The sequence below is a fragment of the Emticicia soli genome, from assembly GCF_037860775.1.
Classification (GTDB): Bacteria; Bacteroidota; Bacteroidia; order Cytophagales; family Spirosomataceae; genus Emticicia; species Emticicia soli.
This window is the reverse complement of the sequence record NZ_JBBEWC010000007.1, coordinates 343,579-365,958: the sequence shown is the minus strand read 5'-3', so window position 1 is coordinate 365,958 and position 22,380 is coordinate 343,579. Positions and strand designations below refer to the sequence as shown.

The window sequence follows — 22,380 nt, the reverse complement described above, 5'->3', positions numbered from 1 at the left end:
AATAAAAAACCCTTCTTAAATTGATTAAGAAGGGTAGAGTTAATACTATGATGCAAATTTACTCAAAAATACGCACAGTATTGTTGGTTAAATCAGAAGAAACCGAATATTTCTTTAATGCAGTAGTGGCAGGCCCTTTCTGTACGCTGCCATCAGCCTTAAATTCTGACTGGTGATTTGGGCAAAGAAAATCATTAGTTGCAGGTCTGTAATCAATCGTAGCTGACTCATGCGTACATATTGCGCTCACAGCAATAAAAGTATCGGTGTTGGTACGCGCAACAATAATATTTTGTGGCTTTACTACTACATACCCTCCTCTGCTTTTTAGCTTAGTATAGGTAGAATTATTCAAATCAATCGTAAAATCTACTTTCCCAGAGCTTCCATTCGGGTCAGGGTCGGGTATTTCACTGCCTCCTTCGCATGATTGCAAACAGTTCATAAGCATTATTGCACCAAAGCTTATACCCACCTGTTTCATAAATTCTTTTCTGTCAATCGTTTTACTGTCTGTAGCGGTAGTCATAAATCGTATATAGTTTAATTAAGTCGAAAATATTCCCTCTAACTGTGCCTACGTATAAGACGTACACTTGAATAAAAAAGTAACAAAGCACAAAACTAAAGTTATTAAATCTACTAATATCAACATTAGTAGATATTTAATCTAAAAATATCTAAATAAAAAATTAATTTATCCAATAATTTATATATTTGCAGAAATAAATAAAAGCAAAAATTTATTATTAAAACTCAAAACCCTATGCTTTGGTTTTAATAAAAGTCGTGATATTTCGAAAAATTAGCACTGAAAGTCATTATTTTTTAAATATTTAGCTCAGAAACAAAGTTTTCAAAATAAATTTGCAAGATGGAAAAGAATCCGATAGACAAAATAAAGGTTGCCGAGAATCCGGGTTTAATGGAATATGCCCATACGGCAGGCAGTGCGGTAATACGCCCCGAAGACGTCGGAAAAGTAAAAGGCAAAGCCCAACTGGCTATGCGGCAGCAAACCAATGAGCAGCTAAACAAGATTTATAAGCAAATGGAACTGCTGGCTCAACAAGCCAAAGAAATCAAGAACAGAATTGATATTTCGGAACGAATTTATGATGCCGCCATAGGCTTTGAACCAATCATTAATCATATCTATTATTTATATGAGAAAAAAGATGGTTCAGATATCCTATCGATGGTTGCACCATCAGAGTGGGGTCGTTCTTTTCCGTTCAACCAGTTTTTGGCAAAAGTTTTTTTATTGGCCGACCATACCTGGAAAGTAGAGTTTTTTCAGGAAGACGACCGCTCAGAAACGATAGATTTAGATGAACTAACCTAAGCAAAGTTCACAAATACATTATACATTATTTTCATTATACCATATTTCAAAAGATAAATTATGACTTGGGAAACAATAAAAGAGTACGAAGATATAAAGTTTAGTTTCTTCGAAGGAATTGCTAAAATCAGTATCAACCGTCCGGAAAAACACAATGCCTTTCGCCCTCAGACTGTCAAAGAAATGATAGATGCGATGGCATTTTGCAGAGAAGAGCCTTCAATTGAAGTAATTATTCTGACAGGCGAAGGAGGAAAAGCTTTTTGTAGCGGTGGTGATCAGTCGGTTCGTGGACATGGTGGATATATCGGAGACGACCACATTCCTCGCCTGAACGTACTTGATTTACAAAAAATGATTCGTTCTATCCCTAAAGTTGTTATTGCATCGGTAGCAGGTTGGGCCATTGGCGGCGGCCACGTATTGCACGTAGTATGCGACCTTACCATTGCTGCTGAAAACGCTCGTTTCGGCCAGACAGGCCCAAAAGTAGGTAGCTTTGATGGCGGCTTTGGAGCAAGTTATCTGGCACGCATTGTAGGCCAGAAAAAAGCCCGTGAAATATGGTACCTATGCGACCAATACGATGCACAGGAAGCGCTCGATATGGGCTTGGTAAACAAAGTAGTACCTTTAGATAAGCTGGAAGAAACAACGATTGAATGGTGTAGAAAAATACAAGACAAATCGCCATTGGCTATCAGAATGTTGAAATCTTCATTCAACGCCGAACTCGACGGACAAGCAGGTATTCAGGAATTAGCCGGAAATGCCACTTTACTTTACTATTTATCGGAGGAAGCAAAAGAAGGCTTTAAGTCGTTCTTAGAAAAACGCAAACCAGACTTTAAAAAATTCCCTAAGTTCCCGTAACAGTATACATACTCTTATTAGCCCCAGTAACTGGGGCTTTTATTTTAACCATAAAACTAATCTAAAATGAACTATTGGCTCGTAAAATCAGAACCTTTCAAATATTCCTGGGACGATTTCGTTAATCAAGGCGTAGGGATGTGGGACGGTGTAAGAAACTACGCTGCAAGGAATAATCTAGCTGCAATGAAACTAGATGACCTCGTACTTTTTTACCATTCGAACGAAGGCGTTGAGGTTGTTGGAATTGCAAAAGTTGTCAGAGAATCTTACCCAGACCCCACCACAGACGACCCACGTTGGGTAGTTGTCGATTTATCGCCCGTCGAAAAACTGCCGAAGGGTGTTACGCTGAAAGAAATTAAAGCCGACGAAAGACTACAAGACATGGCACTGATTCGTTTTTCCCGACTTTCGGTACAACCAGTAAAAAAAGAAGAGTTCGACATCATCGTCGCTAAAAGTTATGAATAGTAATCAAACATACAAACCACTAAACAGCAAGCGTATCCTAAACACTTTGGCTATTATTAAAATATGCCTGCTTGCAAGCATACTGCTTTTTTTAAACTTAACTGCTACCTACGCTCAGAGTGTTAAGCGTATTGAAATACCCACCAATGGCGACGATAACAAGTATCAGGTTATCACGTTGGGGGACGAGGGCTTGCTGATATTATCAAAAACATCGAAGAAAACATTTAATATCACCAAGTTTGATACTGAATTACAACAAACATGGTCGATTAACGGCGATTTGGAAGAAAACCAATCTTACGTAGATTTCAGCCGTGACGGCCGTGATGTTTATTTTCTATTCAGTAAATTCAATAGTGACCTTTACCAAATTATTAAGGTTTCTACCGGAATAGGCTTAATGCAGAAGTTTTTCTTCGAGAATATCTCTCGTTTCGAAGTATCTGAATTTAAGGTGCATAACGATTTTGCGTATCTTGCCGGAATGGTAAAAGAAGAACCTGTATTGATGAGCGTGAATCTGCAAAAGCTTCAACCACGTATTCTAGCAGGAGGACTGAAAGGCACAGCCAGTATCTCATCTCTCGATTTCGACGAGGAAAACAACCTCTTGGTGGTTTCTTATTCAGTTAAGAAAGGTCGCTCGAGCTATATGGTTGTGAAACGCATTAACCCCAACGGTAAAATAGTAGAGCAACTAAGCGTTGAGCCCGAAGATGATTACGGCTTGCTGACAGGAAAGCTATTCTCTCTGAACGACGGTACTCAATTAATGATTGGTAACTATGGCTACAAAGGCTATCAGTCAAATGGTGTACCTATGTCGCAAGGTTTATACATAAGCAAGGTTGACGAAGAAAACCCTGAATATGTAAAACTCCACAGTTTTACAGAGTTCAAGAATTTCTTCAAGTTTATGTCGCAAAAACAACAAGACCGCATAGAACGACAAATATCTAAGAAAAAAGACAAAGGCGGCGACCTAAGACTCAACTACCGTGTGTTGGTTCATGATATTATCCAGAAAGATAACCAATATATATTAGTAGCTGAAGTATTTTACCCTGAGTTCAGAAACAACAATAATTTCTATGGCTCTGGTATGTACGGCAGCCCATTCTGGGGTGGTTATCCTTATGGTTTTGGTAATATGGGTTACTACCGATACTATGGTCTGAATTCTTGGGCATGGAATCCGTGGTTATGGGGTGGTAGCAGAGGCTTTAACAACCAACAGTTTGATGGTTTTAAATATACCCACGCAGTAGTGGCAGGTTTCGATGAAAAAGGCAACCTAATATGGGATAACAGCTTTAGTTTTGACAACGTAAAAAGTCAGGAGCTAAAAGAGAAGGTTAAGATTAAACTCGATAACAACGATATTACACTTGTATATAGCCACAAAGGGAAATTAGCCAGCAAAATTGTGAGAGGCAACGAGGTAATAGAAGGTAATAAAACAATTGAAGTCGGCACCGAGAGAGAAGGCGACAGAATAAGAGACACCGCAACCGACGACCTTGAATACTGGCATCAGAACTATTATCTGGCTTGGGGTTATCAGAAAATAGCCAACAAAACGGGAGGTTCAAGAAAAGTGTTTTATCTGAATAAGATAGCGTTTTAACGACTTTCTTTAATGGCTTAAGAGCATGTTTAAAAATTATTGTTCGACCTACGAAGGTATTTTTTTTAGCGATACTTCGTTGCGTTTTTTCGACCGCAACGGCGGACCGTGTAGCTGCTGGCTACGTCTGCAAAACGCGCCCACAGCAGCGGCCGCTTGTCTAGCTAAAAAATCTGTCCTTCTCGGTCAGAAAAACAAAATTTAAAAATGCTCTAACTTGGTGGTAAAAGAAAAACTATTATTGATGAGAAAAGCATTCATTATTATTTTTTTAATTAGCTGCTTTGGGGTTTCGGCACAGGTTTTAAAAACAGTAGAATTTGAAATTAATGGTCGGCCTACTTGGCAGCAACTCATTCCACTAGGCCAGAATGGTATCATTTTGTTCGCAAAAAAAGATGTTACAAAGGCTGTTATTGTAAAGTTTGATGCTGATTTGAAGAAAGTGTGGGAATCAGAAGTGTTTCTTGACGTTGAAAAAAAACCTGCTTCTTATACTGTTGACGAAGACCAAGTTACCTTTATGTTCAGCGAAACAAAAGGGATGTACTATCAGGTTTTTAGTATTTCGTTAAAAGATGGCAAGCTTGAAAACAAAGGATTTGAACTAAGAGAATTTTTTCAAGACCAAGACTACGTCTTTTTCAAAAACCGAATCCTGATGGCAGGGGTCAACGAAAAAGGAGCAGTTTTTTATAAATATAATTTTGATGCCGATTTGGGCGATTTTGTAATTGCTGAGCTTACGGGCAAAGCACAAGTGCAATATTTTAAGCACGATGCCACAAAGAATATCATAGAGAGCCTGTGGTCAATAAAAGAAGTAAGCTACACCAACGAAAAGAAAAAGAAAGGTGAGTTTATAAAAGATGCTTACGTAGTTTATGCCCAATATGATACTACAGGGAAACTCATTACAAAAAATACAATTGCCTCAAGTGCAGGCAACTTCCCACTTACGGCTACTTTTACCGAAATCGATGCTGACACTAAGGTTATTTCGGGCACATACCAGTCAAACTCTGGTGCTAAAGGTATGTATCTATCGAAGATTGAAGACGGTAAAACCACAAGCACAAAATTTTACGACTATCGGCAACTTTTGAAGGGCACCCCTCCTATTGATGATGCGAACCTGAAAAAGCTGATTGATAATTTTGTTTTGTTACCCATAAAACCAATATTTGGGCACAATACCATTACAATTGGTGGTACTTTTTTTCAAGCAAACTTTCAGTCAGCCAGCACAAGCACACCTAATTTTAATGGTTATGACCCCTACCCTAGTTATGGCCGTAATGGCAATGCAAATTACAATTATAGTCGGTCACAATCGAAACAGGTATTTAGGGGGTATAAGTTTCTGATTGGTTTTGTGGCAAGTTTCGACCTCGACGGCAATATGCTTTCACAAAACCGTATCGAAATGAATCAGGTTTCGCCACAGGTACAAGAAACAATGGCTGTTTCAGCAGATAAATCGACGGCTGTGTGTATTAAAGGAGCACTTTCGGTAAACAATCTATCTGATTTTGTAAAGCCTGCAACCTACAAACTTTCGGAAGAAACCGTCGATGCCAAAAATAGTCAATTTGTGCCAAGTTACCACGGTGTGCAAAATTGGTACGAAAATTATTTTATTGCTGACGGAAGTCGTATTAAATTTGAGGCCTTAAAAGATTTAGATGCTCCCAAAATAAAAGCAAGCAAGCGTAAAAAGGGGCAACGTTCGCTTCCTCAGACAAATACCAAAAAAATAATTTTTCTGAGTAAGATTCAGTAATTTTGTATTCATTTAAAAGTATTAACCTTGTATCAGCTTCTACAGCCAAAAATAAGTTCCTACGAATTAATCGATTCGGGCAATTTCGAAAAACTAGAGCGCTTCGGCGATTTTATACTTGCACGCCCTGAACCACAAGCGGTTTGGGATAAATCGTTGAGTGAAGAAACCTGGGAGAAAAAAGCCTCTGCTATTTTCAGAAAAACCAAAGGGAAAGACCAACTAAGCCCCGATGAAAGAGGCGAATGGCATAACCTAAAAAAAATGCCTGAAAAATGGTTAATGAACTACGAACAAGGTGGCCGTAAATATAAATTTAAGCTCTCCCTTTCTTCGTTCAAGCACGTGGGTATCTTCCCTGAGCAGGCCGAAAACTGGCAATATATTGAAGATAAAGTTCAGAAAATGGGTATCGACTCCCCAAAGGTGCTGAATCTTTTTGCCTATACGGGCGGTGCATCGCTTATAGCTAAAGGCAACGGTGCCGATGTAACACATGTTGATTCTATTAAACAAACTATCTCTTGGGCACGTGAAAACATGGATATAAGCCAGCTTACTGATATTCGTTGGGTGGTAGAAGATGCCCTTAAGTTTGTAAAAAGAGAAGTAAAAAGAGGCAAGAAATACAACGGAATCATACTTGATCCTCCGGCTTATGGCCGTGGTCCTGATGGCGAAAAGTGGATTCTGGAAGAAGGCATCAACGAGCTTATCAAAAGCTGTCTGCAACTGATTGACGACGAAAACTTCTTTTTTATATTAAATCTCTATTCGATGGGTTTTTCGGCTGTAATTGCAGAAACCATCATTAAGCAGAATTATCCTGCTGCTACCAACACCGAAATGGGCGAACTGGTATTGCAAGATTCTTTCCAGAAACGCTTACCACTAGGGGTGTTTTATCGTTTTGCTTCGGTTTAGGAGAATAATTATAATTATCTATGCAAAGCTCATAAATTAAGCCTCTATATTATCAGCAAAGGTTTTTATTGTTAGAAAATTTTCGGATTTTTGTGAAAAATATTGCGGAATGCCTTGCAGCATGCCATTTAAAAAATGCAAAAACAATTTAATTTATATTTTTTACTGATTGTAGCTGTAATGCTTGCTGCCTGCGGACAGGGGAATCGTGAACGTTCTAAAATTCCGCCTTCGCCGTTTCAGCTTGAAAGCGTAATGAATAAAGAAGCGATTGATGCTTTGACAGAGGCTATCAGAAGCAATCCGAGTGTGGCAGAGAACTACTTTAAGCGTGCTAGTGTTTTTCTTAAAACGGGTAATGCGGAACGAGCATTGGAAGATATAAACCGTGCCGACCAACTAAAACAAAATACCGGAAAATACTTGTTTGTAAAGGCTTTGATTCTCAGAAAGATGAAAAAGTACAGCGAGGCTTTTTCGTTTGCCCAGAGTGCCGAAATCTTGAACATTGATACGCCAGAGTTATATACTTTGCTGGGAGATTTATCTCAGCAAAAAAACGACCTTGTTTCTGCAGAAAAATACCTAGCAAAATCTTTACAGATTGCACCTTATGATGGCGAAACCTATTTTTATAAAGGAACGCTAGCCGCCCGTAAAGGCGATACCCTAAGTGCCATTTCGTTGATTAACCAATCAGTTGAAATGAAACCATCTTTCAGAGAAGGTTATTCAAAACTAACTGAGATATTGCAGAACTACCGGATGTATGACTCGGCCTTAGTCGTAAATAAATCTGCCATAGCACAGTTTCCAAACAGTGCTGCTGATTTGTATGTTGAAAGAGGGCTGGTTTATTTTAAGGTTGGCCGTTTAGATAGTGCCTTGGTTAATTATGAGCGAGCAGCAAGCATTGATAATAAACGCACAGATGTATTGCTTTACTCTGCGGCTATTTATTACCGATGGAAAAGCTATGAAAAAGCACTTGAAACCTATGAAAGAGTACTTGAAATTAATGAAGCAACTCCTAAAGTTGACTACTTTATAGGGCTTACTCAAGAGCAGCTAGGCAATATGCAAAAAGCCGAAGATGCCCTTAAAGAAGCAGTAGAGAAAAACCCGAACGATGAACAGGCGATTCTTGCTCTGAATAGAGTTTCGGGTCTTGTAAATGCCAATTATGGCGATTACCAACCAGCGCCTGTGCCTGTCAGAAGGCCAACACCTGCTGCACCAAAGCCGGTAGTTGTTGAAGAACCCAAAAAGCTTTTGGATACATCACGCCTCAGAATAAATACCATTAAACCTAAGGCAAAAGTGAACGTAAAAACCGATTCTACCCGTAAAATCGGATTCTAAACAGAAAAGTACACCCATTATTGATTATTAATATATATAGTACAACCAGTGTTATGATTAAAATTACATTACCGGACGGAAGCGTAAGAGAATATCCTAAAGGAAGCTCGAGTTACGATGTCGCCCTTTCTATCAGCGAGGGGTTGGCAAGAAATGTATTGGCCGCCAAAGTGAACGGAAAAGTTCAGGACGCCAATCTACCTATTGAAGAAGACTCAACCTTGCAGCTTTTGACGTGGAATGATACCGACGGTAAATCGACATTCTGGCACTCGTCGGCTCACTTAATGGCCGAAGCATTGGAAGCCTTGTATCCGGGTGTAAAATTCTGGGTTGGTCCTCCATTAGAAAACGGTTTCTATTATGATGTTGATACCAATGGTGTTAGTATATCTAACGATGACTTCAAGAAAATAGAAGATAAAATGCTGGAACTTGCTCGTCAGAAAAACGAGTATCAGCGTATTCCGATGGCTAAAGACGAAGCCATCAAGTATTTTGAAGAAAAAGGCGACGAATACAAACTCGATTTATTATCAGGGCTGGAAGATGGTTCTATTACCTTCTATCGCCAGGGTAATTTTACTGATTTGTGTCGTGGGCCACACATTCCGAATACAGGCTTTATTAAAGCAGCCAAAATCATGAATGTGGCAGGTGCATACTTCAAAGGCGACCAGAACAATAAAATGCTGACTCGTATTTATGGTATCACTTTCCCGAAACAAAAAGAACTTGATGATTACGTTCAGTTTCTGGAAGAAGCCAAACGCCGTGACCACCGTAAACTAGGCCAGGAACTTGAGTTGTTTACATTCTCTGAAAAAGTAGGCAAAGGCTTACCTTTATGGTTGCCCAAAGGTGCTATGCTCAGAGAAAGGCTAGAGAATTTCTTACGCCGTGCGCAGGTTAAAGCTGGTTATCAGCAGGTTGTTACACCGCACATCGGTGGTAAACAATTATATATAACTTCTGGTCACTGGGAGAAATACGGTAAAGATTCGTTTCAGCCCATAACAACACCTGAAGAAGGTGAAGAGTTTATGCTGAAACCGATGAACTGCCCGCATCACTGCGAGATTTATCGTGCACGCCCACGCAGCTACCGTGAGCTACCTTTGCGCTTGGCTGAGTTCGGAACTGTGTATCGTTATGAACAAAGTGGCGAGTTACATGGTTTAACTAGAGTACGTGGCTTTACGCAAGACGATGCACACATTTTCTGTCGTGAAGACCAGGTGGAAGACGAGTTCAAGAAAGTAATTGACCTTGTATTGTATGTTTTCAGAGCATTGGGCTTCGAAAATTTCTCGGCACAGGTTTCGCTAAGAGACCCTGAAAACAAAACAAAATATTTTGGAACCGATGAAGCATGGGACAGCGCCGAAAACGCTATTCGCAGAGCTGCAGCCGAAAAAGGTTTGCAAACTGTTGAAGAGCTAGGCGAAGCCGCTTTCTACGGCCCAAAACTAGACTTTATGGTGAAAGATGCCCTTGGTAGAAGATGGCAGCTTGGAACTATTCAGGTTGATTATCAGTTACCACAGAGGTTCGAGTTAGAATATGTAGGCTCCGATAACCAAAAGCACCGCCCGGTAATGATTCACCGTGCACCTTTTGGCTCACTAGAGCGTTTCATTGCGATTCTGATTGAAAATACTGCCGGTAATTTTCCATTGTGGTTATCGCCAGACCAAATTGCCATCTTGCCGATTTCAGAAAAATATGAAGACTACGCCAACGATGTATTCCTGACTTTGCAGGAAAACGACATCAGAGGATATGTTGACCATAGAGATGAGAAAATCGGTCGTAAGATTCGTGATGCAGAGGTTAATAAATTACCTTTGATGCTTATTGTAGGTGAGAAAGAAGCCGAAGAGGGCAAAGTGTCGGTTCGCAGAAAAGGTGAAGGAGACTTAGGCTCAATGAGTATCGAAGAATTTATTACTTATGCCAAAGCGGAGATTAACAAAAATATTCCGCAGTTCGGGCAAAAATAATGTAATGTTTAATACATTTTAATCATAAAAACAAACAATTGGCATAAGAAATCGATTAATAATCGGTCTTATTGTTTGTTTTTATGATTTATAGTTTATAATTTCGTAAAATTCAATTATTAGCAACCTTAAAATCGTTAAATGGCACAACAACCATTCAATCGTAATTTCAGAAGACCAGTACAGAAAGAAGACGAACATCGTATTAACCAAAGAATACGTGTACCTCAAGTCCGATTAGTCGGAGACAACATTGAGCAAGGAATATTTGATACTGCTCAAGCCTTGGCAATGGCACAAGCCCAAAGCCTCGATTTAGTAGAGATTGTTCCTACTGCCAATCCACCAGTTTGTAGAATTGTAGATTATTCTAAATTCAAGTATGACCAAAAGAAAAAGCAGAAAGAAATAAAAGCCAAAGCTGCTAAAACGGTCATTAAAGAAATCCGCTTCGGCCCTCAAACCGATGACCATGACTTTAATTTCAAGTTAAAACACGCTATCAGTTTCTTGAAAGAAAATGCCAAAGTAAAAGCCTATGTGCACTTCGTAGGTCGCCAGATTGTATTCAAAGACCAAGGAGTAGAGCTTTTAAAACGCTTTATTGCCGGGCTTGACGAATATGGCAAACCAGAAGGAGAGTTAAAACTAGAAGGCAAGCGTATGATTGTTTTCATCGCTCCTAAGACTCAGAAAAAATAAGAAATTATTATATAGATTTTAGTCTAAGATGTATCATTCATTTGATACATCTTTTTTGTGTTTTCTTTTAATTATGTAGCTGCTTAGGATTATTTCGTTAAAATACGGCTATCCTTAAATTAAAATTAATAATGCTATGCAGTTGCTAGAATTGCCCTTTCAGGCACAATTCTTGTCATGTAACATTGCATCAGCTTTTCTTCTGTGACTTCCAATCTTTATGAAACTCTAATACCATATAATTTTTGTTTTAATATACTTTGCGATTTTAATGGATAATTTAAGTTTAGCTGAAAAAAGAAGAATTGAGGCTGTCCACCAATTTCTTCAAATTGATTTCGATAAATCAAAGGAATACCAAGAGATAGTAGATTTAGCTGCCGAACTTTGTGAAAAACCTGTGGCAATTTTAACTCTTCTGGATGAAGAAATAAACTGGCTTAAAGTTCGCACAGGAGTAAATCTACACATCATGCCCAGAGAGACCTCATTTTGCCAACATGCAATAAAAGCAGATGATTTGCTAGTTGTAGAAGATGCAACAAAAGACAGCAGATTCATTGATAACCCTTTGGTATTTTCTGACCCAAAAATAAGGTTTTATGCAGGTGCGCCTATCATTATAAGTAGTGGCTTGAAAATTGGCTCTCTTTGCTTATTTGATTTAAAACCAAGCGTTATTTCACCCTATCAGCAAAAGACACTAAAGATTTTATCAAGGCAAATTACGCATTTGATGGAACTTGACTTAAGCCATAGGCTGCTAAAATTACAAGTAGAAGAGATAGAAGAACGTAATAAATCTTTATATAAGATTGCACAGATACAATCTCATGAAATCAGGCATCCATTGGCTACTATTATGGGCTTGGTTAATCTTATTAAAGATGGCTATCAGGATGTAAATGAAGAATGGGTGGCAATGATAATTGAAGCAAGTAATAATCTGGATACCAAAATTGCCTCTATTGTAAATGAAACCATTGCTGAAAAAGATATACGAATAACCCGATTTCATAAAATAGTAGAAGAAATTGAAGATTACGCCATTATTCTTTTAGATAAAGAAGGCAATATAGAAAATTGGAACAAAGGAGCCGAAAAAATTAAAGGCTACAAGAATATTGAAATAATAGGTAAAAATTTTTCGACATTTTATACAGAAGAAGATTTACGAAACAACCGTCCGCAAAAATTAATTGAATATGCCCGAAATCACGGTTTTTCGAAAGATGAAGGCTGGAGAGTGAGAAAAGATGGCTCAAAATTTTGGGGAAGTATTCTTATCACTGCCATACATGATGCTAATAATGAAGTAATAGGGTTTACCAAAGTAACAAGAGATTTAACAGATATGAAACAGCTTGAAGAGGAGAAATCGGCCTATATTGCTAATCTTGAAAGCCAGTTACGAGGGTTAAAATCATAAAAATATGCTTAGGTAAAGCGTATGTTTAAAACATAAATTAAACATACGCTTCAGTTTTGAGATTATAGCTTGCTCACTTCCACACGCCAATCTGCACCGCTCGAAACACCATATTTTTTGGCAAAACTATCCATGTTTATCCCGATAGAAAGGTTCAGCAGGCTATTTATATAAAGCAGGTTGTCGCCTTCTTTTACATCGCCAAACGTGTGTACATAAGGCATTAAGCCTTGAAATACTATCCTTTCTTTTTCTAAAATCTTAACAGTGAGCATATCGCCTTCTTTTACACCTAGTTTCTCAAAGGTTTTGTTGTCAATATTTGTCCATACATTACCATATTGAATATCCAGAATCGGTATTCCGCCTGTTACTATATTGCTTGCAAAGGCAGGCTTGGCATATTGAAGCATCAACAATTGCTTATTAGGAATCAAGTCTCCTACCTCGCTGAAACTCATCTTACCCGATGCCAGTTTAGCACCTGTATAAGCAAACACATCTCGGCCATGAAAAGTATAAGAGTTCTGCGAATTTGGTAGTCGGTTTGCACTCGAAATCTCCCTTATTTCTTCAATACCTTCGCTTTCAGCTACGAGTGTAAACAAGCCATTATCTGGCCCTACATAGTAGTGATTAGCCTTGGTTTTAAGAACAATCGATTTACGTTCAGTGCCTACTCCGGGGTCAATTACGCCTACAAATACCGTTCCCGGTGCCCAGTAAGGTGCTGTTTGCTGCAAACGATAGGCTCCTTCCCAGACATTAAAAACGGGTATTTCGTGCGTTAAATCATGAATCACCAATTCGGGGGCTAGTTTTAGTGCAACGCCTTTCATGGCTGCCACAGCACCATCTTTAGTGCCAAAATCGGTAATTAAAACCAAAGGCGATTCGGATTTATCGGAGAAAATATAAAAAACGCCTAATGTACCCAAGATAAAAAGTAAGAGAATAACAAGTAAAATTTTGCGTATCATAAGCATATTAGTTTGGCTATTGAAGCGAATGGAAGATAAGTTTTAGTCATAATCTTTTGACAAATTAAACAATTTACAGCCTTAAAATGCTATTTTTGCAAAAAATTTCATTCTAACATCGGGCGGCAACCGCTCATATACACAATTATAATAAATTTTATGTCGGAGTTTAACCATCGTGACATTGACAAGAAATGGCAACAGTTCTGGGAAGACAACAAAACCTATGAAGTTAAGATTGACCATTCAAAACCAAAGTTCTATGTATTAGATATGTTTCCGTATCCATCGGGAGCAGGTTTGCACGTAGGCCATCCGCTCGGGTATATTGCCAGCGATATCTACTCAAGATACAAAAAACTCAAAGGTTTTAATGTCCTTCATCCGATGGGTTTCGACTCATTCGGTTTGCCTGCCGAGCAATATGCAATTCAGACAGGGCAACATCCGGCTATTACAACCGAAGCAAATATCACTACTTATATCAGCCAGTTGAAAAAAATCGGTTTCTGCTACGACTGGAGCCGTGAAGTGCGTACATCTGACCCTAAGTACTACAAATGGACGCAGTGGATTTTCATGGAGTTGTTCAGAAGCTGGTATAATAAAGATACCGACAAAGCAGAGCCCATTGAAACACTTTATGAAAAGTTTGCTCAGAATGGCACCAAAGGTGTAAATGCAGCTTGTGACGATGATGTAACAGCCTTTACAGCCGAAGAATGGAATGCATTATCGGATACAGAAAAATATAAAGTTTCGTTGAAATACCGCCTTACCTATCTGTCAGAAGCGGTGGTTAACTTCTGCCCTGCCTTGGGTATGGTATTATCGAACGATGAGGTGAAAGATGGCGTTTCTGAACGTGGTGGCTACCCGGTGATTCAGAAAAAAATGCAACAGTGGATGATGCGCATCACTGCATACGCCGATCGCCTGATTAGTGGCTTAACAACCATCGACTGGTCAGATTCGTTGAAAGAACAACAACGTAACTGGATTGGTCGCTCGGTGGGCGCTATGGTGAAATTTGAAATAGAAAATACACCTGACAAACTGATTGAGGTTTTCACAACCCGTGTTGATACCATCTATGGTGTATCTTTTATGGTTTTGGCGCCTGAGCATGAGCTAGTTGCAGAACTGACAACGCCTGAGCAAAAAGAAAGTATTGATAATTATATAGTTGAAACACAGAAACGCTCTGAGCTAGACCGTATGTCTGACGTGAAGAAGGTTTCAGGTGCTTTTACAGGTAGCTATTGTATTAATCCGTTCAGCGGTGAGAAAGTACCAATCTGGATTGCTGATTATGTATTGGCTGGTTATGGTACAGGTGCTGTAATGGGTGTACCATCAGGCGACCAACGTGACTGGAATTTTGCTACACATTTTGGCTTGCCGATTGTGCCAATCTTAGATTCTCAACAAGATATTGACCAACAAGCCGATGCTACCAAAGAGGGTAAATATATTAACTCTGGTATTATTAACGGTTTAGGTTACCAAGAGGCTACCAAAAAGCTAATCGATTCATTAGAAGAACGTGGCATTGGTAAAGGAAAGGTGAATTACCGCTTAAGAGATGCCGTATTTGCCCGCCAACGTTATTGGGGAGAGCCTGTTCCGGTATACTTTAAAGATGAATTACCGTATTTGATTGACGAGCAGGATTTACCAATGGTATTGCCTGAAATCGACAAATATTTACCTACTGAAGATGGCGAACCACCGCTAGGCCGTGCCGAAGGTTGGAATTATAAAGGGAATCAATACGAACTAAGCACTATGCCAGGTTGGGCTGGTAGTAGCTGGTATTGGTTCAGATACATGGATGCGCAAAACGAAAACGAGTTTGCATCGAAAGAAGCCATTGATTACTGGCAGAATGTTGACTTGTACCTGGGTGGTACCGAACACGCTACCGGACACTTGTTGTACAGCCGTTTCTGGAACAAATTCCTGAAAGACAGAGGCCACGTACCACAAGAAGAATATGCCTTGAAATTAATAAATCAGGGTATGATTCAAGGACGCTCTAGCTTGGTTTATCGTTTGAAATCAAGTGAAGGTGCAGATAAAAACCCTGTATTTGTTTCTTACAATTTAAAAAATCAATACGAAACAACTACAATTCACGTAGATGTTAGTTTGGTAAAGAACGATGTCCTGAATGTTGAGAAATTTAAAACATGGAGACCAGATTTAATCAACGCTGAGTTTATTCTTGAAGATGATAAATATGTTTGTGGCTCACAGGTAGAGAAAATGTCAAAAAGGCTTTACAATGTTGTGAATCCTGATGATATAGTAGATGAGTACGGTGCTGATACTTTCAGATTGTATGAAATGTTCTTAGGGCCATTGACAGAAAGTAAACCTTGGGATACTCGTGGTATTGAGGGTACTTTCCGCTTTATACGCAAACTATGGCGCTTGTTCTTCGACCAGAACGGTAAATCTATTGTAACAGATGCCGAGCCAACAAAAGCAGAATTAAAGGCATTACACAAAACTATCAAGAAGGTATCGGAAGATATTGAGAATTTCTCGTTCAATACTTCGGTAAGTACATTTATGATTTGTGTGAACGAATTATCTGACCTTAAATGCTCTAAAAAGGCTATTTTGGAACAATTAGTTATTGTGTTGTCGCCGTATGCGCCACACATTGCTGAGGAGTTATGGGAGATTCTTGGTAACGAAAAAGGTACAGTTACGCAACAGAGCTTCCCTGAGTTTGATGCTAATCATTTGGTAGAAGATTCGTTTGAATATCCGATTCAAATAAATGGTAAAGTACGTACTACTATTTCGTTCCCGGCTGATATGAGCAAGGAAGATATAGAAAAAGGCGTATTAGCTAACGAAAACGTAATCAAATGGCTAGAAGGCAACGTACCTAAAAAGCTGATTGTAGTACCGAAAAGAATTGTGAATGTGGTGATTTGATAATTCTGTTAGGGAATATTTATAAAGCAAAAAGAGGAACAGGTAATCTGCTCCTCTTTTTCATTTTATAATTGCTATCAGATTTTAAAACCACGGAGTTTCACAAAGTGACTAACACAGAGTTTCACAGAGGAAGAAAAGGTTTTCAACGTGTAACTCAGTGCAAAACTCCGTGTAACTCCGTGGTAAAATATTTTTATTAATTTTGCTCAAGCCTTACTTCCCAACCGAAATCATATTGGCAAACAGGCGGTATGCACCCGGTACACCTGCCGGTAATTCTCTGAAAAATGCTAGGCCTGTAAATACAAAGTTTCCTTTGCCGTATTTGGCATAAAGCACGCTTCCCTCCTCTTCTCTTTCGTTGGCATCGTGCATCGAGAAAATGGTTTCGTATTCTTTTGCCCATTTATCGGCAAAATATAAGCCTCTCTCTTGTATCCAACCGTCGAAATCCTTGGCTGTGATTTTGTTTGGGGTATTCAGTAACGGATGCGCTGGTTTCAAAATCTTCACCTCAGCGTTTTCGTCAGTTACACGTCCTCGGCCGATACCAAAATTATATGGCCCCATTTCCTTTACTTTCGATACGCCATAGAAAGCGTTGGTTTGGTATTGTGTTATTACATTGCCCCCGTTTTTAACATAATCCATCAGTTTATCCTGATAATATTTCAGATGTTCTTCGGTGTTATAGGCACGTACGCCAACAATAATAGCATCGTAGGCCGATAAATCTTTGCCCAATTCAACAGGCGTAAGCATACTTACCTGATAGCCGATTTGGGTCAAAGCAGCAGGAACTTCATCACCTGCACCAGCTATGTAGCCGATTTTTGTACCTTTTTTCTTTAAGTCGATTCTGATAGCCTTTGCCTCTGAAACCGGATAAAGTGTCAGCGTCGGGATATGCTTATAATCTACCACGGCAATGCCTCTGTTGTAAGTACCGTTGGCTGTTTTTACAATGGCTTTCAGGCTCACTTCTGATGCTGTTGTTGATGGAAATACTTTAAAGCTAACAGTTTTCTCCTCGTATTTATCTTTTAGCTCAAAGTTGATAGCCGCAGGCTCTATTCTCCAGCCTGTTGGCACAGCCAATGAAACCGAACCCGAAACACCTTTTTTACCTGCTTTCAAGGTTACTTTTACATCTTTTGGCTGATTATCGGCAAAAGCATATACTTTCTCATCGATAGTTGCCATTACCTCGGGGCGAACCTCAAAATAGCGATAGATTTCGCCAATTGATGGTTCTACAAACTTATAAGTAAGGGGTGTCTGGAAATTGAATTGCTTGCCGTCTATCGTAAAAGTATACTCACAAACCAAGTCGGCTGGTTTTATTGGTAAACCTCTTAATAGCTGGTCGTTTACTTTATAGAAACCTTTTTCTTTCTCTTCCATCAACCAATAAGGCTGTGTGATAGGCGTAGTAGCAGGAATCTGCAAGTCGAAATTCTGGTTTACAGGTACGTTATCGGCCAGTTTTAAGTTCATAACAGAATCTTTGCCTGTGCCTTTAAAACTCACTTTCTCCAACACGATATTGGCATTAGAGCGAGCCACTACGTTTAGGTTTACTTTGATTTTGTCTCCTCCGGCTACTGAATAGTCTGACGGATTGGCTTCAAACCATAGACCCGTGCAAGCCAGAATCAGGTCTTTTACTTCATTTTTCTTGTAGGTTGTCCAGACATTTTCTTCCAAACCATCAATTGTATTATAAATAGAAATCAATGCCGGAACAGATGCCGATGGATTTTCTACCTTGAAATTGCGCAATACTTCATTCACTAAGCCTTCTACTTTTTCACCACCTTTTATGCGTTTCCAAGTCATGTCTATGCCATCAAACAAATCGTTTTGTGCTGGTTCACCTACTTTGTGCAAGGCATAGTCTACACGTTGTCCTTTGGTGCGAGCCGAACCAAAACCCTGGCTTTTGTGCATACTACGTGCCTCAGCAGCAATTTCGGTATAAGATTTACCCAATAACGGATTATAATTGCCTAGCTGAATTTTGATATAACTACCTTCTTCCGGCGAGTTGTTCTGAAAATTTGGTGAGAACGAGTTCCAAACTACACGCTTTACTTGCCACGGTTTTACATAAGCTAGTTGCTCAGGGAAACGTGTCGGGTCGGCTGCTGCTTTGTAGGCTTCTTCTGATAATACAGCCGATGCTGAGTGGTGCCCATGCCCTGCTCTGGCATCAGGCGGAAAACGATTCACCATAACATCAGGCTGAAAATTACGGATTCGCCAAACCAAGTCAGACAAAATCTGCTCTTTGCCCCATGTGCTAAGGGCTTCATCGGTGGTTTTGGTAAAGCCAAAGTCGTTGGCTCTTGTAAAATACTGCTCGCCGCCATCAATGCTTCTGGCACCCATTAGCTCATGCGTACGCAGATACCCCACGTATTCGCCTTGTTCAGAGCCAATCAGGTTTTGTCCGCCATCGCCACGGGTCATGGCAATGTAGCCTGCCCTTACCATTTTTTCTTTCGAAAGCCATGTAATAAAAAGCGTGTTTTCGTCGTCGGGGTGAGCAGCTACATACAGCACGTTTCCTACCACATTGAGCCTTTTCATGGCTTGTATTATCTCACCCGTATTCATCTGTTTCGTTTGTCCGAAACTTACCGTACAATAAAAAAAGAGTAAAAAGATTAGGGTTTTCTTCATCGTTTTTGAAAATTTACACAAGAAAAATATTTAGTGATTGAGCGATTGAGTGAGTTAGTGATTATTTTGCAGGTTAATGATTATTCGAAATAAAATTAGTGCTCATATTGGTTTAGATAGGTTTGTTTTATTACATATTTTTTGAGGGAAATGTTCAGATAGAAATAAACATTTCCTAAATCGTACACGTAGAGACAGGGCAATGCGGGGACGCCTAGTTCCTGTCTCTACAAGACTAGGCATTCAAAAACATATTCTTCGACAGGAGCCGTATCGCAATACGGCTCTACAAAATACCGTTTTTAACCCTTTTATTTCTTAAAATCAATAAACCGCACACACAATCTGAACGCTAAATTCAATTCCTAAAAAACAAACCCTATGCGCATACAACTACTGATTTTTGCTACGCTTATTACGTTTTCGTCAATAGGTCAGAAAGTTAATAAAGATTTTATTGATGGTGAAATTTATTTGAAAGTAAAGCAAAAGCCCTTGGGGAGTTTGTCGAGTGCTGTTAACTTATCGAACGAATTGCTGTTTCTGCAAAAGTTTTCAGAAGAATTTGTTCTGCAGCAGGCAAATAAGCCCTTTTTTACGACTAATGCCGAAAATCTGCAAAAAGTATATCGTTTAAAACTTCGGAATCCTGAAAAAATAGATGAAACGCTTAAACTTCTGAAACAATTTAGTGAAGTTGAATTTGTTGAAAAAGTACCTCTTAAACAGATTATTGGCACACCCAACGACCCAAGTACAAGTTCACAGTGGTTTCTGAGCAAAGTAAAAGCCTTTGAAGCGTGGGATGTAAACCCCGGCGGCAGGTCGGTAGTTGTTGCGGTGGTAGACAACGCCATTCAGACCAATCATCCTGATTTACAGGCAAATATGCTGACAGGAATTGATTTGGCCGACGAAGACAATAATCCGAATCCGCCGAGTGCTTTGTTTGCGCATGGCACACACGTAGCGGGTATTGTGGGGGCTGTTTCAAACAATGGCATCGGGGTGGCATCGGGAGGTAATAATCGGGTAAAAATACTACCTATAAAAGCCACAGGTGATGGCTCCGACTACCGAAATATTGACAAAGGCTATGAGGGTGTGCTGTGGGCTGCCAACAATGGGGCAAATATCATTAGTTTATCTTGGGGAAGTACCGAGTATTCTCAGGCCGAACAAGAGGTAATTGATTATGCACACAACAAAGGCATTGTGATAGTAGCTGCTGCCGGCAATGAAGAGACCTTCAGAACGAGTTATCCGGCTGCGCATAAACACGTCATTTCGGTAGCTAGCCTTGACAATGACGATAAAAAGAGTTCGTTCTCTAATTACGGCAACTGGATTGATATTTCGGCACCTGGGCGTGGTATTCTTAGCACAGTTCCGTTCAATCTCTATGGCTCGTTCAATGGTACTTCTATGTCTACCCCACTGGTTTCGAGTGTGTTGGGCTATATCTGGTCGTGTTTTCCGTCTCTGACAATCCCGCAGCTAGAAAATCTTCTGTTCAAAACTGCCGATAACATAGATGCTGCTGACCCTGCTTACAAAGGACTTCTAGGCGCAGGCAGAGTGAATTTATTGAAAGCCATTTCGTGTGCCAATATTGGCCTGACGGCCGTAAACATCAACACCAACGGCAGTACCAATATTTGTGAGGGGCAGTCGGTTACGCTTAGTGCCAATGTGGGTGCTGGTTACACTTACCGATGGTTTAAAGATGGTGTGCCTATCAACGTGAATACGGCTTCTTACACCACAAATGCAGTAGGCAATTATCAGGTAATTGTGAGCAATGGCACTTGCAGCATTGCTGCCGAACCGATAAAAATTGAACGAAATACGATTGTAAGCAATGCACCCAGTGTAAGCAATAAGGAAGTAGCCTACTGCGCCGACCTGAGCCAGACAGGAGGTTTACAGGCAACGGCCGTTAATTGTAATTACAGCGGGCCGTCGACCTTTATTTATAATGGCCCAATGGTGGGTTACGATGGCTTTGATAAAACAGGCGATAACCCAACCGTAAACGCCATTGGCTTGAAAGGTACACTTACGAGCCTGAAAGTTTCGGTTACATGGCAGAAAAAAGACCAAGCCAGCAAAGATGCCTGTAACCTGCAAGATGGTGGCCGAAACCCGTATAATGATGAAGTTTCGTTTAAGATACAATCGCCGACGGGTAAAATTGTTACGCTTATAGCATCGGGTACTTATGCGGGTGGCACAGCTAGCTCGGGTATTGTTACTACGGTTTTTGAGATGGGTGCCAGCCCTATTGCACAAGGTTCGCTGCCTGTTTCGGGTACTTTTGCACCTGCCGAATCGTTTGCCACGCTATTAAACGAGAATCCACTTGGCACGTGGACGTTGCTGCCTGAAGACGATAACACCGTTGACCCGCTTTGTGTGAAGGGTTTTGCCATTACCCTTGCTACCAATGGCACAGCGCAGCCGCCAACTATTACGTGGTGGAGTGCCAATACCGGTGGCACATTGCTGGCCACAGGCAATGAATATTTGCCATCGACGACTTCGGTTGGTGAGCAGACTTTTTTTGCACAGGCTACCTGCGACGGCCAATGCCCTAGCCCACGAGTTGCAGCGAAGTTTAATGTAATTACGGTGCCACAGGTACGAGTTTTTGCTATTTCTAACAGCCTTGCCGCCGATAGCCGATTCAAAGAAATGTTGAAGAAACAAACGCTTTCGTACAGCAAAAATGCCCAGAATCAATACCAGCTTTATGACAAAGCCGATGCCTCTACCGAGTATATTACAATGGGCGAAAATCCGCCGATGAGTAGCCCTGTAACACTTTGCAGCGCCAGCGAATCATATTTATTATTGGCAGAAGGCTGCCCAACAAATGTAATTACCTGGAACAACGGTGCCAACGGACAATCGCTAATGGTAGCTCCCAATAATCCTATTGGGTATAATGCGTATTGCCACAAAGAATGGGCTCCGTGTGCGCCAATTTCTTCAAACAATATTCTGTTTGTGTCGCCTGCCGATGCTGTTGTGATTAACCAAAAAGTGTATCCTAATTCAGTACAAACTTTCACCGGAAACAGCATTATGGCTTCAAACAGCATTGAAAGTCCATCGAATATTGTTTATAGAGCCAATACCTCAGTAATGCTTAACGCAGGTTTCAGCGTTGGAGGAAATAGTGTTTTTATGGCTCGGATTGGTGGGTGTGGGAATTGATGTTTGATTCTGGTAA

The 22,380-nt window shown here is 40.1% G+C and carries 15 protein-coding genes; 12 read left to right on the top strand and 3 right to left on the bottom strand.

The genetic code is table 11. From position 1 onward, the window contains the following. Positions 1 to 58: 58 nt before the first annotated feature. A complete protein-coding gene (locus tag WAE64_RS13650) occupies positions 59 to 529 on the bottom strand; it encodes a QcrA and Rieske domain-containing protein (protein WP_340237324.1) in 471 nt (156 codons plus the stop codon). 345 nt (positions 530 to 874) lie between these two features. On the opposite strand from WAE64_RS13650, the gene WAE64_RS13645 reads away from it, so the two are divergent. The 10 genes from WAE64_RS13645 (at position 875) to WAE64_RS13600 (ending at position 12,525) form a co-directional block, all read left to right on the top strand. Continuing rightward, complete coding sequence (locus WAE64_RS13645; RefSeq protein ID WP_340237323.1) at positions 875 to 1,345, top strand: DUF2452 domain-containing protein; 471 nt, start codon at positions 875 to 877, stop codon at positions 1,343 to 1,345. Between the two features lie 60 nt (positions 1,346 to 1,405). Further along, positions 1,406 to 2,218, top strand: coding sequence for a 1,4-dihydroxy-2-naphthoyl-CoA synthase (gene menB, locus WAE64_RS13640; protein WP_340237322.1), 813 nt, complete (start codon positions 1,406 to 1,408; stop codon positions 2,216 to 2,218). A gap of 66 nt (positions 2,219 to 2,284) precedes the next feature. Then, positions 2,285 to 2,692 (top strand): EVE domain-containing protein, encoded by a 408-nt coding sequence (locus WAE64_RS13635; protein WP_340237320.1) that lies wholly within the window; start codon positions 2,285 to 2,287, stop codon positions 2,690 to 2,692. Then, positions 2,685 to 4,322, top strand: coding sequence for a hypothetical protein (locus WAE64_RS13630; RefSeq protein ID WP_340237319.1), 1,638 nt, complete (start codon positions 2,685 to 2,687; stop codon positions 4,320 to 4,322). The genes WAE64_RS13635 and WAE64_RS13630 overlap by 8 nt, the downstream gene beginning before the upstream one ends. A 244-nt stretch (positions 4,323 to 4,566) precedes the next feature. Beyond that, a complete protein-coding gene (locus tag WAE64_RS13625) occupies positions 4,567 to 6,105 on the top strand; it encodes a hypothetical protein (RefSeq protein WP_340237318.1) in 1,539 nt (512 codons plus the stop codon). 27 nt (positions 6,106 to 6,132) lie between these two features. Further along, positions 6,133 to 7,029 (top strand): class I SAM-dependent methyltransferase, encoded by an 897-nt coding sequence (locus tag WAE64_RS13620; protein ID WP_340237317.1) that lies wholly within the window; start codon positions 6,133 to 6,135, stop codon positions 7,027 to 7,029. 135 nt (positions 7,030 to 7,164) lie between these two features. Further along, positions 7,165 to 8,391 carry a tetratricopeptide repeat protein gene (locus tag WAE64_RS13615; RefSeq protein WP_340237316.1) on the top strand — a complete coding sequence of 409 codons (1,227 nt, stop codon included), beginning with the start codon at positions 7,165 to 7,167 and terminating at the stop codon, positions 8,389 to 8,391. Between the two features lie 53 nt (positions 8,392 to 8,444). Continuing rightward, a complete protein-coding gene (gene thrS / locus WAE64_RS13610) occupies positions 8,445 to 10,394 on the top strand; it encodes a threonine--tRNA ligase (RefSeq protein ID WP_340237315.1) in 1,950 nt (649 codons plus the stop codon). A 141-nt stretch (positions 10,395 to 10,535) separates the two neighbouring features. Continuing rightward, positions 10,536 to 11,096, top strand: coding sequence for a translation initiation factor IF-3 (infC, locus tag WAE64_RS13605; protein ID WP_340237314.1), 561 nt, complete (start codon positions 10,536 to 10,538; stop codon positions 11,094 to 11,096). Between the two features lie 271 nt (positions 11,097 to 11,367). Continuing rightward, a complete protein-coding gene (locus tag WAE64_RS13600; protein WP_340237313.1) occupies positions 11,368 to 12,525 on the top strand; it encodes a PAS domain S-box protein in 1,158 nt (385 codons plus the stop codon). Positions 12,526 to 12,587: 62 nt separating this feature from the next. Here the strand turns inward: WAE64_RS13600 and WAE64_RS13595 are convergent, their stop codons facing one another. Further along, positions 12,588 to 13,505: an SAM hydrolase/SAM-dependent halogenase family protein gene (locus WAE64_RS13595; RefSeq protein WP_340237310.1), complete on the bottom strand. Its 918-nt coding sequence runs from the start codon at positions 13,503 to 13,505 to the stop codon at positions 12,588 to 12,590. Positions 13,506 to 13,664: 159 nt separating this feature from the next. On the opposite strand from WAE64_RS13595, the gene leuS reads away from it, so the two are divergent. After that, positions 13,665 to 16,457 (top strand): leucine--tRNA ligase, encoded by a 2,793-nt coding sequence (leuS, locus tag WAE64_RS13590; protein ID WP_340237306.1) that lies wholly within the window; start codon positions 13,665 to 13,667, stop codon positions 16,455 to 16,457. 216 nt (positions 16,458 to 16,673) lie between these two features. Here leuS and WAE64_RS13585 read toward each other — a convergent pair whose 3' ends face one another. Beyond that, a complete protein-coding gene (locus WAE64_RS13585; protein ID WP_340237304.1) occupies positions 16,674 to 19,145 on the bottom strand; it encodes a PIG-L family deacetylase in 2,472 nt (823 codons plus the stop codon). 381 nt (positions 19,146 to 19,526) lie between these two features. On the opposite strand from WAE64_RS13585, the gene WAE64_RS13580 reads away from it, so the two are divergent. Continuing rightward, complete coding sequence (locus WAE64_RS13580) at positions 19,527 to 22,364, top strand: S8 family serine peptidase (protein ID WP_340237302.1); 2,838 nt, start codon at positions 19,527 to 19,529, stop codon at positions 22,362 to 22,364. Positions 22,365 to 22,380: the final 16 nt, after the last annotated feature.

Coding starts and splice junctions, on each gene's coding strand:
- WAE64_RS13650 (WP_340237324.1), bottom strand. CDS start 529: ATGACTACCGCTACAGACAGTAAAACGATTGACAGAAAAGAATTTATG.
- leuS (WP_340237306.1), top strand. CDS start 13,665: ATGTCGGAGTTTAACCATCGTGACATTGACAAGAAATGGCAACAGTTC.
- WAE64_RS13630 (WP_340237319.1), top strand. CDS start 2,685: ATGAATAGTAATCAAACATACAAACCACTAAACAGCAAGCGTATCCTA.
- WAE64_RS13615 (WP_340237316.1), top strand. CDS start 7,165: ATGCAAAAACAATTTAATTTATATTTTTTACTGATTGTAGCTGTAATG.
- thrS (WP_340237315.1), top strand. CDS start 8,445: ATGATTAAAATTACATTACCGGACGGAAGCGTAAGAGAATATCCTAAA.
- WAE64_RS13645 (WP_340237323.1), top strand. CDS start 875: ATGGAAAAGAATCCGATAGACAAAATAAAGGTTGCCGAGAATCCGGGT.
- infC (WP_340237314.1), top strand. CDS start 10,536: ATGGCACAACAACCATTCAATCGTAATTTCAGAAGACCAGTACAGAAA.
- menB (WP_340237322.1), top strand. CDS start 1,406: ATGACTTGGGAAACAATAAAAGAGTACGAAGATATAAAGTTTAGTTTC.
- WAE64_RS13635 (WP_340237320.1), top strand. CDS start 2,285: ATGAACTATTGGCTCGTAAAATCAGAACCTTTCAAATATTCCTGGGAC.
- WAE64_RS13625 (WP_340237318.1), top strand. CDS start 4,567: ATGAGAAAAGCATTCATTATTATTTTTTTAATTAGCTGCTTTGGGGTT.
- WAE64_RS13595 (WP_340237310.1), bottom strand. CDS start 13,505: ATGATACGCAAAATTTTACTTGTTATTCTCTTACTTTTTATCTTGGGT.
- WAE64_RS13600 (WP_340237313.1), top strand. CDS start 11,368: ATGGATAATTTAAGTTTAGCTGAAAAAAGAAGAATTGAGGCTGTCCAC.
- WAE64_RS13585 (WP_340237304.1), bottom strand. CDS start 19,145: ATGAAGAAAACCCTAATCTTTTTACTCTTTTTTTATTGTACGGTAAGT.
- WAE64_RS13580 (WP_340237302.1), top strand. CDS start 19,527: ATGCGCATACAACTACTGATTTTTGCTACGCTTATTACGTTTTCGTCA.